The following is a 15,876-nucleotide window of genomic DNA, read 5'->3' as shown; positions in this document are numbered from 1 at the left end:
CGAACGTCAATGCTTTCTTCGCAGCCCCACTACAAAGCGGCACACAAGGCGGTGATAAAGGGAAATTCCAGAAGAGGCGCGTTCCGGACCGGATTGCCAACGGCAATATCAAGACGCCTTCAGCCTCATTCTCGCCCTTGAGGCGGAGAGCCATAAGCCGTTGAAATCGCGAACACCCGGTTCGAGACTCAGGATCAGGTCTACTATGATGGAAGATTTATTCCACGCCGAAAACCGTCAGCCCTCTCTTCAGAGGGCCGACGGAAGATCCTGTCTCTTCACCTGGAACGTCTATACGATTCACCACGCCGCCGGTAAAAATCTGGGGGCAAACGGATCGGTTGACGAGCGGGTGTGATGGGCGCACAGCGTCTTACAGGTAGGAACCGGGCATGACATCGGGAGGAATCGGGCAGACATATCTGCTGCCTTCGGTCTTTTCCTGCCACTCCTTTTTGGCATTGGCGAGCAGTTCCGGCGAGGTCATCAGCGCAAGACCCGTCAATGCCATCGCCTTGGCGGCATGTGCCATGGCCTTGTGTGCGGCAGGGGCCTTACCCTGTGCCACCACCTGCCAGGTATGCGGATTGGTGCCAATCGCCCAGGCGGGCGTCCAGCATTGTGCCGTCGGCGTCACCCAACTGACATCACCGACATCGGTGGAGCCCGCCCTGAAATGCGACTGGCCCTCGAAATCACGCAGGCCGAGATGCAAAGGCGTCGAGCCGTCGATCTTCCGGTTGGAAAAGACATCATCCTTTATCTGGTAAAGCCGGATGCTGCTTGTGATCGCTTCTTCGGTAAAAGTATCCTGAATGCGTTTGGCGAAGGCGATATCCGCCTCGTCAAAGGCTATGGGCCCAAGCGCAACCATGTTTTCATGCATCGCCGTTTCCAGCGTGATGTTGGGCAGTAGATTGGTGGAAGCGGTATCGAAGACGATCTCCACCTCCGTTTCGGTCATCATGGCAGCACCACGCGCCACCTTGTCCACCCGCGCGGCAAGGTCGAGTGCCTGACGCATTTCCGGGGCGCGGATCAGGTAAAGCACTTCGGCTTTTGCCTGCACCACATTCGCTGCCTTGCCGCCGGTATCGGTGATTGCATAATGCACCCGGCAATCCTGCGGCATGTGTTCGCGCAGGAAATTGACGCCGACATTCATCAGTTCGACAGCATCGAGCGCCGAGCGACCGAGATGGGCGGCGTTGGAGGCGTGGGCCGCAACACCCTTGAAACGGTAAAAATATTCCAGCACGGCAAGATTATTGGTGGAACGCACACCGTTGAAGGGTGCCGGATGCCAGGTCAAAGCCGCATCGGCATCATCGAACAGGCCGGCCCGCACCATGAAGGTCTTGCCGGAACCGCCCTCTTCACCGGGGCAACCATAATAACGCACCGTGCCGGGAAGGTTATTGCCTTTCAGATGCCGGGCGAGAGCAATGGCCCCCATCAGCGACCCGACGCCGAGTAGATTATGGCCGCAGCCATGACCAGTGGCATCGGGTTCAAGCGGTTTTGCCTCGGCCACACCGGCCACCTGGCTCATGCCGGCAAGCGCGTCAAATTCGCCAAGGAAGGCAATAATCGGGTTGCCCTGACCAAATTCGCCGATGAAGGCCGTGTCCATGCCGGCTACACCGCGGCGGACCACAAAGCCGTTTTCCTCAAGCGCGTTTGCCAGAACCCCGGCGGATTGCCTCTCCTCGAATTTGAGTTCGGCAAAGTCCCAGATGCTGTCGCTCAAGGTGGTGAAATCGGGCTTCATTGCCTCGATTTCGGCGGCAATCGACGTCACGGCGTCACGGTTCATGGCTTGTCCTCGCATTCCTGCCCTCAAGGGCGCGCGCAAACGCTTCGGCGGATGGGCCGCCAAATCATTACGGTCTATGATGGAAATGCCCGCGCCGGGGTCCGCCTCCGGCGCGGGCGATAGCGGATCAGTCGTCGACAGAGACTTCCCAGAGGCGGGCATTCGACTGCCAGACCGGCTGGCCCCTGAGCTTCTTCGTCGCGCCCCAGACATCAACCATGTCGTAGAGGAAGATGCCCGGCATTTCCTTCAGCATCAGCTCATGGAACTCATCGAAAATCTTCTGGCGCTTCGTCTGATCGGCCTCGACATAAGCGGCCTTCATCAACTCGATCGCCTTCGGATCATCCCACATCAGGGAGGCGTTCTTGTCCTTGTTGCCGACGTAGAAGGCATACATCAGGGCCGGGTCGAGACGCGGGGCGACCGACTGCGAGATCACCTGATAATTGCCGGAACGGCGGCGGTCCACCTGCGTGGCGTAATCCAGCACCTCGATCTGCACATTGAGACCCGCCTGCTGCATCATGGCCTGCGCCATGACGGCGGCCGGGAAGCTCGGCACGTTGCCACGCTTGTTGGCGATGATGGAGATCGGCTCGCCCTTGTAACCGGCTGCCTCAAGTTCCTTCTTCGCGGCCTCGACATCATAGGCCGGGCGCTTCTTCTGGGTCTCGTCATAATAGACCGAGTCCTGCGAGACCATCGAGCCGTTGGCCTCGCCCGTGCCGTTCGATGCGGCAGCGACCAGCTCGTCGAGATCAAGCGCCATCGCCATGGCGCGGCGCACGCCGGGATTGCTCAGCACCTTGTCGCGGGTCTGGATGTAGAACAGGTTCTTGCCGTTGTTACGAGACACGATGAGCTGCATCTTGTCATTGGTCTTGAACTCCGGAATGAGATCGGGAGAAATCTCAGCCGTATCGAGCACGCCGGATTCCAGCCCGGCCTTCACGGTGGAAGCATCCGGAATGACCATGAACTTGATGCCGTCAGCGAGCGGCCGCTTAGAGCCGACCATGCCATCAGGCTTGCCGTCATTTGCCGGCGAAACATAATCGGCAAATTTGGCAAGACGGATATATTCGCCCTTCTTCCATTCGTTCCACTGAAACGGGCCGGTGCCGATGGGTTTGACGAAGCTGCCGTCAGCGGCGACCGATTCCGGCGAGATCATGCCGCTATAACCGCATTCGGGCCGCGACATCAGGCCGAGGAAAACACCTGAGGGTTTTTCAAGGGTGATCTGAACCGTCGATGCATCCGTGGCCTTGACGGCGGTAACGTGTGCTGCACCGCCCTCCGCGAAATCGTTGAGGCAGGTCCATTTGGTTTCCGGCTTCAGGTAACGTGTCCAGTTCCAGACGACATCCTCTGCGGTGAGCGGCTTGCCATTGTGGAATTTCACATCCTTGCGCAGCTTGAACGTATAGGCGAGGCCGTCAGGTGCAACCTCGACGCTTTCGGCGAGAAGCGGCTTCACCTCACCGGCATTGTTATAACCAACGAGGCCTTCGACGATGTGCAGGATCACCCCGTCCGTATTGCCGTCACGGTTTACGCCCGGATTGCTGCTACGCAGATCGGAGCTTTGCGCGATGGTGATGTCGCGTGCTGCGGCAAAATTGGCGGTCACGAGCAGGGCAACGCCTGCAAGAAGAAGTTTTTTCACTGTTCTACCCTCTTTGTTGTCGTTGATTGTCATTGCTTAAAGCCGTCCCAGCAGGCTTGCGCCAGCCGGCCGATCGTTTCGAGCGCGATGGTGTATCCCGGCGTGCCATCGGGCATTACCTGCGGTACTTCGTCTGTATAGGTGGTGATGATGAAGGACGGCGCGCCGTTTCTGTAGACGATGCCGGCATCCATACGCCCGCGTTTGCCACGACCGCTCTTGCTGGCCACCATGGCCTCGAAAGGCAGGCGGGAGCGAATTCCGTACCGCAAAATCTGGTTTTTCAGCGTCTGCATGGCCCACTCACACAATTGCGGGCTGCAACCGAGTTTCGCCTGCGCTTCCGGCGACGACTGCGCATCAAGAATGGTCTGAAGCAACAGCACCTGGTCCGCCGCCGAGGTGGTGGTGACGGTCTTCAGCGGATGGTCAGCTGCAAGCGCCAGCGGCGGAATGAGGAAACGGTGGTGGGTGTTGGCCATGCCAAGCGATTTGCAATAGCCGTCCACCTCTTCCAGCGTCAGCCTCTCCAGCACCATCTTGGTGCAGACATTGTCGCTCAGCACCATCATGCCGGCGATCGCATCGCGGAGCGAAATGACGATGCCCGGCGTCATATAGCGGAACATGCCGCTGGCAACCTCTTCCGCCAGCCGCTTTTCATAGGTGACGGGCTGGTCGAGATCTATCCGCCCTTCGCTGGCAGCCTTGAGCACGGCCATCATGATCGACGTCTTGCGAGTGCTGCCCGATGGCGTCTCCTCGTTTTCTCCCCGACCGATCTCTTCGCCGGTCAGGAGATTGCGCACCATGAAGCGCGTCACGAAAGGCTGTACATCACAGATAGCATTCAGTTGTTCAGCCACGGTCATTGTCATCTTCCTGTTAAGCTTCATCTTCGAGACGCCATTTGAGTGTCACGCCGCCTTTTTCATTCTGGTCCAGGGCGGGAATGGCCGAGAGAAGCCGGCGCGTATAGGCCTCCCTCGGGCTGTCGAAAATCGTATCGCGGTCGCCCTCTTCGATGATGCGGCCGTCCTGCATGACGACGACACGGTCGGCCACCTGTTCGACCACACCGAGGTCGTGGCTGATGAACAGGCAGGAAAAGCCGTAGCGTTTCTGCAGATCGGAAAAGAGATCGAGCACCTGCGCCCGCACCGTCACATCGAGCGCCGAAACCGGTTCGTCGGCGATCAGGAAACGTGGGCGGCGGGCAATGGCGCGGGCAATCGCCACGCGCTGGCGCTGGCCGCCGGAAAGTTCGTGCGGGTACCGGCCAGCATAGTCCACGCCAAGTCCTACCTCTTCCAGCGTTTCCAGCGCCCGCTTGCGCTTGGCCGCCTGATCGAGACCGGGCACGAGGCGCAGCGCCTCTTCCACCAGAGCCTGAATGGTCATGCGCGGATCGAGCGAGGAATAGGGGTCCTGAAACACCATCTGGCAATTCAGGCGATAGTCATTCCAGTCCTCGTTGCGCTCCCGGCCCTGAAAGCGGATATGCCCTTCGCTTTCTTTGACGAGACCGGCGATGGTGCGCCCCAGCGTCGTCTTGCCGGAGCCGGAACCGCCGACCAGCGCCACGACCTCGCCCTCATGAATGTCGATACTGACGCCATGCAGCGCCCGCTTCGGTTTGGCTTTCTTCAGCAAGGATTTGCGGCCGGCATAATCGACAACGATACCGCGGGCCGAAACCATCGGCGCCTTGGAGGTGTCGATACTGCGCGGCTCGCCGCGGAATGGCAGGGAGGAAAGCAGCTTTTTCGTATAGGGGTGCCGCGGCGCGTCGAGCAGGTCTTCGGTGCGACCCTGTTCGACGATCGCGCCCTTCTCCATAACAACGATGCGACTGGTATAACGCGCCACCATCGGCAGATCGTGGCTGATGAGGAGAACGGCCGTCCCTTCGGCGCGTGTCAGTTCGACCATCAGTTCCATGACGTCACGCTGGATGACGGCATCGAGCGCCGTCGTAGGCTCGTCCGCGATCAGCAAGGCGGGTTTCAAAAGCATGACCGAAGCCAGCATGATGCGCTGGCGCATACCGCCGGAAAACTCATGCGGATAGGCAGCAAGCGCGCCTTCGGGATCGCGGATGCCGACCCGTCTCAGCATCTCGAGAATTTTTTCACGACGCTCTTCCGGCGACAATTTGGTGTGAAGGATCAGGCCTTCTTCCAGCTGCCGGCCAATCGTCATTGATGGATTGAGAGATGTCATCGGCTCCTGGAATACGACGCCGATCTCCGCGCCGCGCAGGCGGCGAAGCTCCCTTGCTGGCAGGGACATTACGTCCTGTCCCTTGTAGATGACCGATCCGCCGATAACGGCGATTGCCGGGGGCAGAAGCGAGATGAGCGCGCGGGTGGCGAGCGTCTTTCCCGATCCGCTTTCGCCGACGATGCCGAAGATTTCGCCAGGCGCAATATCGAAGGAGACGTCCTTGACTACCCGGTGGCCGCTGCCTGCGACCTCCAGCGAAAGGCCGCGCACTGTGAGAAGTGTATTATCAGTCATTTGAGACCTCTCATGCGCGGGTCAAGCCTGTCACGAAGGGCATCGCCCAGAAGATTGATGCCGAGCAGCGTCAGCGCGATGCAGAGACCGGGGAACAGCCCGAGCCAGACGGCCTGCTGAATGAAAGGCCGGCCGGCGGCCAGCATATTGCCCCAGGTGGGGGCCGGCGGCGGCACGCCAAGGCCGAGGAAGGACAGCGCGCTTTCCGAGAGGATGGCCCAGCCGAACATGGAGGTAGCGAGAACCGTGATCGGCGCTATGCAATTGGGCAGGATGTGGCGGAACATGGTGTAAATCTCGCCATTGCCCATTACCAGCGATGCCTCGATGAACTCGCGCTCACGCAGCGACAGCACTGCCCCGCGCACCACGCGGGCCATGGACGGCGTGTAGGCGATGCCAAGCGCAAAGATGATACCGTACTGGTTGGCGCCGAACACCGCGAGAAGACCAAGCGCCAGTAGAATTCCCGGAAAGGCGAGAAGCGCGTTGTTGATCGCCATGATGACGCCATCCACCCAGCCGCGTGCATAACCGCTGACAAGACCTATCAGAGTGCCGCAGATCGTCGCGAAGCTCACCGTCAGGAAACCGATCCAGACGCTGGCGCGCGCGCCGACCATCAGGCGGCTGAGAACATCGCGCCCGAACTCGTCGGTGCCGAGAAGATGGCTTGGACCCGGTGCGGCCAGACGCGAAGCGAAACCGAGCTTCATCGGATCATAGGGCGTCCAGAACAGGCCGGTAATGGCGGTGATGAGCAGGAGGGCGATGAGAATGCCGCCGATAAGCCCGTTGAGTGTGAACTTTTTCATTCGGCAACCACGCGCGGATCGAAGAGGGGATAAAGAAGGTCGACGACGAGGTTGACCAGCACGTAAGACAGGGAAACGAACAGCAGGCAGCCCTGTATGACGGGGTAGTCGCGCGCGAAAATACTGTCGACCATCAGCCGTCCCAGCCCCGGAATGGTGAACACCGTCTCGATGACAGCGATGCCGCCGAGAAGATTGCCGAGGATGAGGCCGATCATCGTCCATGTCGGGCCAAAGGCGTTCTTGAAGGCGTGCCGCCAGAGCACTGCGCTTTCCGACAGCCCCTTGGCGCGGGCATGGGTGATGTAATCCAGCCGCAGCACTTCCAGCGTCGAGGCGCGCGCCATGCGGATCAGAACGCCCATTTCGTGGATGACAAGCGTCATCACAGGCAGGACGAGATACAGCATGCCCCCAACGAGATTGTCGCTGATCGACACATATCCCAGCACCGGCAACCAGCCAAGCTTGAGGCCGAAGAACAGCAGCAACAGAAGGCCCAGCCAGAATGTCGGGATGGACAGGAGCAGGGTCGCCGTTCCCACCAGCGCAAGATCTGTCAGGCTGTTCTGTTTCCAGGCCGCGATCACACCCGCCGGTACCGCAATCAGGCTGGCGAGCAACACGGCGACCACGACGATCTCGGCGCTGACGAGAAAGCGCGAGACGACCAGCGGCAACACCGCCTCGTCGTTGACGATGGACCGGCCGAAATCCCCCTGCACCACATTGCCCGCCCAGATGACGAATTGTTGCGGCATGGACTTGTCGAGGCCGAGTTCAGTCCTCATCGCCTCGATCTGTTCCGGTTGCGCCATATCGCCCAGCATCAGGGCAGCCGGATCGCCCGGAATGAAGCGGATGAGCGCAAAGACCGTGATCGACACGAATGCGATCGTCGGCAGCGCCATCAAAAGACGGCTCAGTATGAATCTTATCATCGGTTCCCCACGATTGATGGCCGGGAATGACATCCGGCCTCTATCGGTTTCGTTGCTGGTGACTATGACGGATTGAGAAATATCGCGCAATATTATGCGTAAACGTCATATAGCTATGCAGAATGGCGGCGCGTTTCATCCTGATGAAGACAATGAGATTTCCCGCCCAAAATCCCGTTTTCAGTCGATTTTTTGCGAAAGCTGAATTTCCCGCTTCAACGCATTGCTAAGCGCCTGCGCAGCGATGGACAACGGTGCACCGGAAGCCCGAGCTAGACCGAATTCCTGCGTCGCCTGCGGGACGAATGGTCGGGCAATGACGGGAAGATGCCGGTAGAGATTCGCATAAAAACTGCTGATGATCGTTACCCCTAGCCCGTGGGCGACATAAGCGCATGCGGAACTGTTGGTATGGGTCTCGATCTTCACCATCGGCTTGACGCCGGCCTTCTTGAACACTTGATCGAGCGCCATACGGTTCGGCCGCTGGCGACCAATGAGGATCAGCGGAATATTGCGCAGGTCCTTGACGGTGATCTCGGAGAATTCAGCCAGCGGATGATCCTCCCGGACCACGCAGACGCTCTCGCCGGTCGCAACGCGCTCGACATCGATGCCCGGTCCGATCTCGCCTTCCATCCGCAGGAAACCCAGATCGATCACCCGTTCCCCCACAAGCTTGTTGATGGCCGTCGTCGTTTCGAAAAAAGTCTCGATGCGCACGCCGGGAAAATCCCGGACGTAATCAATCAGCATGGCGGGCGCGAAATTTTCCCACATGCTGCTCGGCAGGCCGATGCGGACGATTTCCGGACCCGCCGCACCGTTGCGCAGATCTTCGGCGTGGCCGGACATACGATCAACTGCCAGCAGCACATTTTCCGCATCACGGGCAAGAAGTGCAGCCTCCGGCGTCGGAATGAGCCTCCCCTTGTCACGGGCAAACAGCGTCAGCGACAGATCCGCCTCCAGCTGCGCCAGGAGCCGGCTGATACCGGATTGGCTCAGCCCCATGGCCTTGGCGGTGGCGATGGTCGAGCCGGTGGAAAGAAGCGTTCGCAGGACTTCGAGCTGCTTGATGTTCATAAGGCCAGCACCAATGGATGAAAAACGAGCGGGTATCGGTTCAAACCTTTTGCCGCCGATAGTGCCTCATGTCACCGGTTTTTTATCTCAAGCTCGATAGCCGCCGACAGTTTCACGTCTTAGACCGTGTCATGCGTGGCGATGCTTACATCGCCCGATACGTCGCCGCCGTACTGCTATGACGGCATCGGACGGGCAAAAAGGTCGCTATTCTTCGCGGAAGGCGCGGCTGATCTGATCGGTCAGTGGTTTGGCGATATAGGACAGCGCCGTCCTTTCGCTGGTCTGGATGAAGGCCTCGGCAGGCATGCCCGGCACCAGCGGCGCATTGTTCAGCTTTTCCCGCTCGGAGACCGGTACAGAAATCCGCGCCAGATAATAGGAAAGACCGGTGCGCTGATCGGTGGTGATGTCAGCCGCGATACGGCTGACATGACCCTCCAGTTCCGGCGTGACCCGCTGGTTGAAGGCGGTCATGCGCAGCATGGCCTTTTGCCCCACCTGCAGCTGGTCGATATCCTTGGGCACGATCTGCACCTCCAGCGCCAGCTCGTCTCCGTCTGGCACGATCAGCATGATCGGATCGGCGGGCGTCACCACGCCGCCGACCGTATGCACGGCCATTTCATGCACCATGCCGGATTGCGGCGCGACGATATCGATGCGCTTCAACTCATCTTCGGCGGCGACCTTGCGCTCGACGAACTCGCCCATCTGAGCCTGTATCTCGCGCAGTTCCCGGCCGACCTCGGTGCGCAACTCCTGATCGATCTGCAGGATTTGCAGCTTCGTTTCGGTGATGCGCCCCGCCGTCTGCGCCTGATAGGCAATTTTTTCACCACGCTCGCCGCCAAAGGTCGCGGCCTGTGTCTGCAGGCTGTTCAGCCGCTGCACGGACACGACGCCCTGTTCACGCAGGGATTTTTGGGAGGTGATTTCCGCTTCCAGTACCGCAAGGCCGTTATTGTAAGCTACCTCCTGCGCCTTCAGCCCTTCGATTTCATGCTCGAACTGGGTGATGCGTTCGGCAAGCTGCGCCTTGCGGCCCTCACGGTAGGATTTGCGGAATTCGAACAGCTTCGTTTCGCTGCGCATGGCGGAGGCGACATCGGGATCGTCCCTGCGCGCTATCAGAGCCTGTGGAAAGATGAGTTCGGCAAGGTCGTCGCGCTCCGCTTCCAGCCTTGCCATGCGCGCGCCAAGCTCATCCAGACGCTTGGTGACGATGGCGAGATTGGCGCGGGTCTGGGTCGCGTCAAGACGCATGACCACGTCACCCGCCTTCACCCTCTCTCCCTCATTCACCAGGATTTCGCCGACGACACCACCCTTAGGATGCTGCACCTTCTTCGTATAGGAATCCACCACCAGGTGACCGGAAGCGACCACCGCGCCGGCAAGATTGGTCGTTGCGGCCCAGCCGCCGACACCGGCCAGTAGTGCTGCGCCTGCGGCAAGACCGGCAAGAAGATGTTTGCGGATGGAGCGGGAGACATGGGTTCGCTGATCAATGTTTGGCATCCGCATCTCCTTCCTGGCTCTGCTCATCCTGAACATCGTCCACCAGCGCGGGTTTGGGTTGGACATTGGCAACGACACGCAGCGGCGAGACGGCCTGGGCGGATGCTATAAATCCCTTGGCAGCCTGCGCCTGCGGAACGCGCAGCACCTTCGACAGCACCTCATCGCGTGGACCGAAAGCCTTCATTCGCCCCTCTTCCATCATCAAAATAAAATCGACGGCGCCGATGGCACTCGGCCGGTGGGCAACGACAACGGCAATGCCGCCTCGTGCTTTGACCGATGTAATGGCCTTGACCACAGCCGCCTCACCTTCAGCATCGAGATTGGCGTTCGGCTCGTCCAGCACCACGGTAAAGGGATTGCCGTAGAGCGCGCGGGCAAGACCGATGCGCTGGCGTTGTCCGGCCGAAAGTGCAGAACCCGCCTCGCCGATATCGCTGTCATAACCTTTTTCAAAGCGCAGGATCAGTTCATGTGCACCGGCCGCCCTGGCCGCTGCGATGATGGCCTCCGGATCGGGATTGTCGTCGAAACGGGAGATATTCTCGCCGATCGTGCCATCGAACAGCTCCACCCCTTGCGGCAGATAACCGATATGGCGGCCAAGCGTTTCGCGATCCCATTGATCAAAGCTCGCGCCATCCAGCCGCACCTTGCCGGCGGCGGGCATCCAGGCGCCGGTGAGAATGCGCGCGAGCGAGGATTTGCCCGAGCCGGAAGGGCCGATGACACCGAGCGCGTTTCCGGCGGTTACGACAAAACCAAGCCCTGTGACGGTGGGTTTTCTTTCTCCCGGCGGAACGATGGTGACATTCTCGACCCGCAGTTCCTTTTCGGGCTTTGGCAGGGCCATGGCGGCGGCATTGGCCGGCATCTGCGCAAACAGCTCTCTCAGCCGCGCCCAGCTCTGCCGGGCGGCCACGAAGGACTTCCAGTTGGAAATGGCGAGATCGACGGGCGCCAATGCCCGGCCCATCATGATCGAGCTGGCGATCATCACGCCGCCCGAGGCTTCCTGTCTGATGACCAGCCAGGCGCCAACCGCCAGAATCGCCGATTGCAACACGACCCGCAGCGATTTTGCGAGATTGCCGAGACCACCGGCCACGTCACCTGCCTTGCGGTTGGCGGCGAGGTAGGCCTCGTTAGAACTCTGCCAGCGTTTGCCGAGCCGGCGGCCAAGCCCCATGGCCTGCACGACCTCGGCATTACGGCGCGAGGCTTCCAGCTGCCGGTTGCGGGCCATGTTTTCTACCATGGTGTCGCGGATCGGCTTTTGTGAAAAGATGTTGGTGAGGATCGTGAGCGATACCAGCAGCACGGCGCCGGCGAGCGCGGTCACGCCGATCCAGACATGAAACAGAAAACATAGGCCGAGATAAAGCGGCATCCACGGCAGATCGAAAAAGGCCGTCGGTCCGGTGCCGGAAAGAAAACCGCGCACATTGTCGAGATCACGCAGCGGCTGCAACCCGTCACCCGGCATGCGGTTGACGAGCGGCAGGCGCACCACCGCGTCATGCACCCTGCCGGAATAACGCATGTCGAAATCTTCGCCGATGCGGATCAGAACACGCGCGCGGATGATATCGAGCAGGCACTGGAAACCGTAAAGGCCAAGCGCGAGAAGCGCGAGCCCGACCAGTGTCGGCAGGCTGCCGCTGGCCAGCACCCGGTCATAGACCTGCAGCATGAACAGAGGCGACGTCAGCGCCAGTATGTTGACCACGCCACTGACGAGGGCGACACCGAGAAACGTGCTTTTAAGAGGCGAAACAACCGCCGCAGTGAGGGACTGCGGCGGTGTCTGCTGGTGGTTTTGAAAGCCCACAGCCTGTTTTTCCTTTACGCGGCAAGCGCCAATGCGCTGGCGAAAATGAAGTCCGATGCGTCGAGTACATTTGCATCGACGCCATTCAGCGTGATAGAGACGGAAGCGTCTGTTGCGGAAAGGATAACGGCATTTCCGTTATCATTATACCACAACAAATCGTCCACCGAAGTTGCGCCCCAGGCCGAGACATCAAGCGTATCCGTGCCGTCCTGATAGCCGTAGGTTCCGGTCGGTCCGGCCTGCACGACATCATTGCCGCCGGAGAATACGAAGGTATCCGCGCCGGCAAAGCCGGTCAGGGTGTTGGAGGCAGCCGTATCCTCGATCACCGTGCCAGTGGCCGCAAAATAATCATAGAAGCCGGCCAGCGAACCGAAGCGGGCAAGCTGGTAGACGGCGAGATCGAGAAGATCGCGGGCACCGGCCAGCGAATAGGCGCTGTCAGGGTCGATCAGCAGTTCCTGCTGGCTGACCGCGATGCCGCTGGTGGACTGGCTGTAGCCGGTGCCCAGAACGATGCTGTCGACCGAACCCGTCAGGTTGCCCTGGGAGTATTGCAGAGCGCCGCTCATGACGATGCCCTTGCCGCCGGAGCTGCCATCGCCCCACGCCTCATAGGTCGTGTTCGGATCGATGGTGGTGGTGGCGAGAGAGCTGGTCTGAGCGTCGTAGAACGCACCATAGGTCGAACCGAAACCGCTCGTCCAACCGTTGAGGTAACCGATCAGGTCGGAGGAAGACTGCGTCAGTTGAATTGTGGTAGCCATAGGTGTACTCCTTTGCTGGCCTATAGAGGTACCTTCGTCCTGTAGCGAAGGCGTTTCATCTCCGGGACGGGCTGCAACCCAGCCCGGAGAATTCTTCCGCGTTTTAGAACTTCACGTTCATCGTCGCGATAAAGGTGCGGCCCGGCGCCGTGTAGGCGCTTGCGGCCGGGATATATTTGCGGTCCGTCAGGTTGTTTACGGCGAAACGAAGCGTGGCCTTGTCGTTGAAGGCATAGGAACCGTAGAGGTCCACCGTCGTATAAGGATCGGTCACCTCGCGCAGATTGCCCTCCGTATCCAGCGTGCGCGACTGGGTCGGCGTGACGTGGTTGAGCCTTGCGCCCAGCGAGAATTTTTCATCGAAGAAACGCATGCCGCCATCGAGCGTCAGTTTCATCTTGGGCGCGACATCGCCGGGCCAGGCAACGATTTCACCTGATGTGGTGGTCGTGCTGTTGGAAAAAACCTGTGTCTTTTCAGGCCATTCCGTTTTCAGAACCGTCGCCGAACCGCCAATCCAGAAACTGCGGGCGTCGTAGTTGCCCTCCAATTCCAGCCCGCGCATATAGGTCGTGCCATCCAGATTGACGAAGCTGGTATAGGTGCGGTCGAAGACCTGATCCGTGACGAGATGACCGAGAGCGATGTAGTCCTTCACCTCCCGGCGAAAGGCGGCCATTTTGATGCGCAGGGTATCATCGTCCAGCAGCACGCCGTCGAAACTCATATTCGCGCCAATTTCGTAGGTCGTCGCTTTTTCGGCGCGTAGAGACTGGTTCGGAGCGTATTCGTATCCGGCGCTATCACCCGGGCGCGCACCGGCGAAAAATGTCTCGAGAATTGTCGGCGGGCGCAGGCTCTTGGAATAGCTCACATAGGGGCGGAACCAGTCGACGGGTTTCAGTTCGATGGTGGCGGAGGGCAACCAGGCGCTGTAAGTGCGATCGATATCGACCTCATGCGACGGGTATTCGGTGACCGGTGTCTTGGTGGTTATACCGGTGCCCGGCATGCAATTGGCCGATGTCCGCGGCCAGATGCTGGCGAGAAAAACGTTATAGCGGGATGCCCATACGGGGAGATTTGCAGGCAGAAAGACCTGATTGAAGTATTCCAGGGCCGTATAGTGATTGCGAACAAGATCGCAAGGCACACTTGTCGTTACTATCGATTCCTTGAAACTATAATAGGTCGCAGATCCTTTCAGGCGCGACCAGTCGTAACGCACCCCGCCACTCAGAGTGATCCAATCGGCCGGCTCCAGTTCACCGTTTAAAAACAGACTGGCCACATCGCGCCGCCCGGCAGGGCTGAAAGACGTGTAGCTGCTTGCAAAGGAGGGATTTTGCGCAATTGTGGCACTCGTCGCAACGGATGTCGCAATGTCCCGAAAGGCTTCGGCTCCGTAGTTCAAGCTGAGCGCACCAGCCCTGGTGTCGAAACGACTGGTATTTTCCAGACTGCCGCCGAAACTGCGCAGGCCCATGTCAAGATTCGTCTCTACCGCATAAGTGCGCGCCGCCCGCAATTCATGCGTCATATTATCGTTCAGCCACAACGACGACTTGAAGTCGATGAGTTCGCTTTCCGGGTCCCAGTCCAGCTTCGCGACGATGCTGTCATTTCGCACGCCTTCCCGATCGACCACCGTGGAAGCACCCTGCACGAAATCATTCTGCTGGTGCATCCACGAAAGCGACGTCTGCACATCCCCGAAGTCGCCTTCACCCTTGAAAAAGGTCGACCAGCCGTCACGGCCTAGAAGGTCTTTCATCGTTAACGCGGTGCTCAGGGCCTCGCCTTTTGTTCCAATCTTGTATTCATCCATGATCGTGCGGCTATAACCTGCGACGAAAGAGAGAGGGCCGTCCGGTTCGCGAACCGCGGCCAGAACGGAACCCTGGAAATCGTAACCATTGCTGCCGCGGGAGACATTTACCTCTGCACCTTTATTTGCACCTTCGGGTATCAGATCGGCGGCGCTGACGGTGCGGAACTCGACCTTGCCGCCCAGTGAACCGGCATTGCCGGAAGTGGCACTGGTCATTTTTTCGACTTCGACGGCGCGAATAAAGGCCGCGTCTACATAGGCTTGACCGTTATTGGCGGAATAAATAGAAGCGCCGCCGGTGCTGTAGCCCCGCTGCGCGTTCTGCCGCGCGCCATCGATGGAGACGACCACACGGCCACTTTCCTGCAAGCCGCGCACGTTGGGCGAAACGGTCGGGAAGCTGCCATTGCCCTCGCCGGCATAAACGCCGGAGACCCGGTTGAAGACATCGCGCGTGTTGCGCACGCCGGCCGACTGGATCGCCTCGCGGCTGACCACGCTGACGCTGGCAGGCGTGTCGTAAACCCAGTCGGGCGTTCCCTGATAACCGGCGCCGGCAAGGGAATTGCGCCCGGTCTTGCCGGTCACGGTGATGGTTTCGAGAACCGTGCTACCCGCCGCCCTGGAAAGATCGACAGTGGATTCCCCTGTGCCGATGATCACCGTTCTGCCATTCCCGGCAATGCGGAAATTGATACCCGTACCGGCGAGAAGTCGCGACAGAGCCTCCCGCACCGTAAAACTGCCGGTGACGGCATTGGTGCGCACATTACCGGCCGTCGGCGTGGCAAGCGTGACCTGAAGGTCGGATTGCCGGCCGAAAGCACTCACGACTGACGACAGCGACTGGGCGGGAATATTGAATGGGCGCGTCGCCCCCTGCTCACCGCCCGGTTGCCTGGAATTTGCGGCATCCGCTCCAGTCTGGGCAAGAACAGGCGGTGCGAATGAAATGGCGATCGCTGTTGTCGCCAGCAACACGGCCCTGCGGGTCTGCCCTGCGGTTTTTTCCCCTGAACCGGTCCTGCATATCTGGAGGCGCATAATGCTTCTGTCTTCCTGTCTTTCGC

At 59.8% G+C, this 15,876-nt stretch carries 11 protein-coding genes; all 11 read right to left on the bottom strand.

The features are described from left to right. Positions 1 to 373: 373 nt before the first annotated feature. The 11 genes from GSF67_RS21540 to GSF67_RS21490 all read right to left on the bottom strand — a co-directional run bounded on the left by GSF67_RS21540 (position 374) and on the right by GSF67_RS21490 (position 15,850). Positions 374 to 1,816 carry a M20 family metallopeptidase gene (locus GSF67_RS21540; protein ID WP_006315169.1) on the bottom strand — a complete coding sequence of 481 codons (1,443 nt, stop codon included), beginning with the start codon at positions 1,814 to 1,816 and terminating at the stop codon, positions 374 to 376. Between the two features lie 127 nt (positions 1,817 to 1,943). Next, positions 1,944 to 3,488 carry an ABC transporter substrate-binding protein gene (locus tag GSF67_RS21535; RefSeq protein WP_035216271.1) on the bottom strand — a complete coding sequence of 515 codons (1,545 nt, stop codon included), beginning with the start codon at positions 3,486 to 3,488 and terminating at the stop codon, positions 1,944 to 1,946. A 29-nt stretch (positions 3,489 to 3,517) separates the two neighbouring features. Continuing rightward, on the bottom strand, positions 3,518 to 4,360 hold the full coding sequence (locus tag GSF67_RS21530) for a serine hydrolase (protein ID WP_006315167.1): 843 nt from the start codon (positions 4,358 to 4,360) through the stop codon (positions 3,518 to 3,520). 13 nt (positions 4,361 to 4,373) lie between these two features. Continuing rightward, positions 4,374 to 6,008, bottom strand: a complete 1,635-nt coding sequence (locus GSF67_RS21525; protein ID WP_006315162.1) for an ABC transporter ATP-binding protein — start codon at positions 6,006 to 6,008, stop codon at positions 4,374 to 4,376. Next, positions 6,005 to 6,823 carry an ABC transporter permease gene (locus tag GSF67_RS21520; protein ID WP_006315161.1) on the bottom strand — a complete coding sequence of 273 codons (819 nt, stop codon included), beginning with the start codon at positions 6,821 to 6,823 and terminating at the stop codon, positions 6,005 to 6,007. The genes GSF67_RS21525 and GSF67_RS21520 overlap by 4 nt, the downstream gene beginning before the upstream one ends. Then, positions 6,820 to 7,764 carry an ABC transporter permease gene (locus tag GSF67_RS21515; RefSeq protein ID WP_035216269.1) on the bottom strand — a complete coding sequence of 315 codons (945 nt, stop codon included), beginning with the start codon at positions 7,762 to 7,764 and terminating at the stop codon, positions 6,820 to 6,822. The genes GSF67_RS21520 and GSF67_RS21515 overlap by 4 nt, the downstream gene beginning before the upstream one ends. A gap of 180 nt (positions 7,765 to 7,944) precedes the next feature. Further along, on the bottom strand, positions 7,945 to 8,850 hold the full coding sequence (locus GSF67_RS21510) for a LysR family transcriptional regulator (RefSeq protein WP_006315159.1): 906 nt from the start codon (positions 8,848 to 8,850) through the stop codon (positions 7,945 to 7,947). Positions 8,851 to 9,057: 207 nt separating this feature from the next. Next, positions 9,058 to 10,371: an HlyD family type I secretion periplasmic adaptor subunit gene (locus tag GSF67_RS21505; RefSeq protein WP_006315156.1), complete on the bottom strand. Its 1,314-nt coding sequence runs from the start codon at positions 10,369 to 10,371 to the stop codon at positions 9,058 to 9,060. Next, positions 10,358 to 12,205: a type I secretion system permease/ATPase gene (locus tag GSF67_RS21500; RefSeq protein WP_006315155.1), complete on the bottom strand. Its 1,848-nt coding sequence runs from the start codon at positions 12,203 to 12,205 to the stop codon at positions 10,358 to 10,360. Before GSF67_RS21500 ends, GSF67_RS21505 begins: the two co-directional genes overlap by 14 nt. A gap of 14 nt (positions 12,206 to 12,219) precedes the next feature. Beyond that, positions 12,220 to 12,975: a hypothetical protein gene (locus tag GSF67_RS21495; RefSeq protein ID WP_006315154.1), complete on the bottom strand. Its 756-nt coding sequence runs from the start codon at positions 12,973 to 12,975 to the stop codon at positions 12,220 to 12,222. Positions 12,976 to 13,078: 103 nt separating this feature from the next. Continuing rightward, positions 13,079 to 15,850 carry a TonB-dependent hemoglobin/transferrin/lactoferrin family receptor gene (locus GSF67_RS21490; protein WP_006315153.1) on the bottom strand — a complete coding sequence of 924 codons (2,772 nt, stop codon included), beginning with the start codon at positions 15,848 to 15,850 and terminating at the stop codon, positions 13,079 to 13,081. Between the last annotated feature and the right edge of the window lie 26 nt (positions 15,851 to 15,876).

It is taken from the genome of Agrobacterium sp. CGMCC 11546 (assembly GCF_013365515.1).
In the GTDB taxonomy this organism is placed as follows: Bacteria; Pseudomonadota; Alphaproteobacteria; order Rhizobiales; family Rhizobiaceae; genus Agrobacterium; species Agrobacterium fabrum.
Note: the sequence above shows the minus strand (reverse complement) of the source record. Positions and strands in the feature narration are given on the sequence as shown.

Bases quoted from the DNA above. Each gene is read 5' to 3' on its own strand.
- GSF67_RS21540 (WP_006315169.1), bottom strand. From the start codon at position 1,816: ATGAACCGTGACGCCGTGACGTCGATTGCCGCCGAAATCGAGGCAATG.
- GSF67_RS21530 (WP_006315167.1), bottom strand. From the start codon at position 4,360: ATGACCGTGGCTGAACAACTGAATGCTATCTGTGATGTACAGCCTTTC.
- GSF67_RS21525 (WP_006315162.1), bottom strand. From the start codon at position 6,008: ATGACTGATAATACACTTCTCACAGTGCGCGGCCTTTCGCTGGAGGTC.
- GSF67_RS21520 (WP_006315161.1), bottom strand. From the start codon at position 6,823: ATGAAAAAGTTCACACTCAACGGGCTTATCGGCGGCATTCTCATCGCC.
- GSF67_RS21515 (WP_035216269.1), bottom strand. From the start codon at position 7,764: ATGATAAGATTCATACTGAGCCGTCTTTTGATGGCGCTGCCGACGATC.
- GSF67_RS21510 (WP_006315159.1), bottom strand. From the start codon at position 8,850: ATGAACATCAAGCAGCTCGAAGTCCTGCGAACGCTTCTTTCCACCGGC.
- GSF67_RS21505 (WP_006315156.1), bottom strand. From the start codon at position 10,371: ATGCCAAACATTGATCAGCGAACCCATGTCTCCCGCTCCATCCGCAAA.
- GSF67_RS21495 (WP_006315154.1), bottom strand. From the start codon at position 12,975: ATGGCTACCACAATTCAACTGACGCAGTCTTCCTCCGACCTGATCGGT.
- GSF67_RS21490 (WP_006315153.1), bottom strand. From the start codon at position 15,850: ATGCGCCTCCAGATATGCAGGACCGGTTCAGGGGAAAAAACCGCAGGG.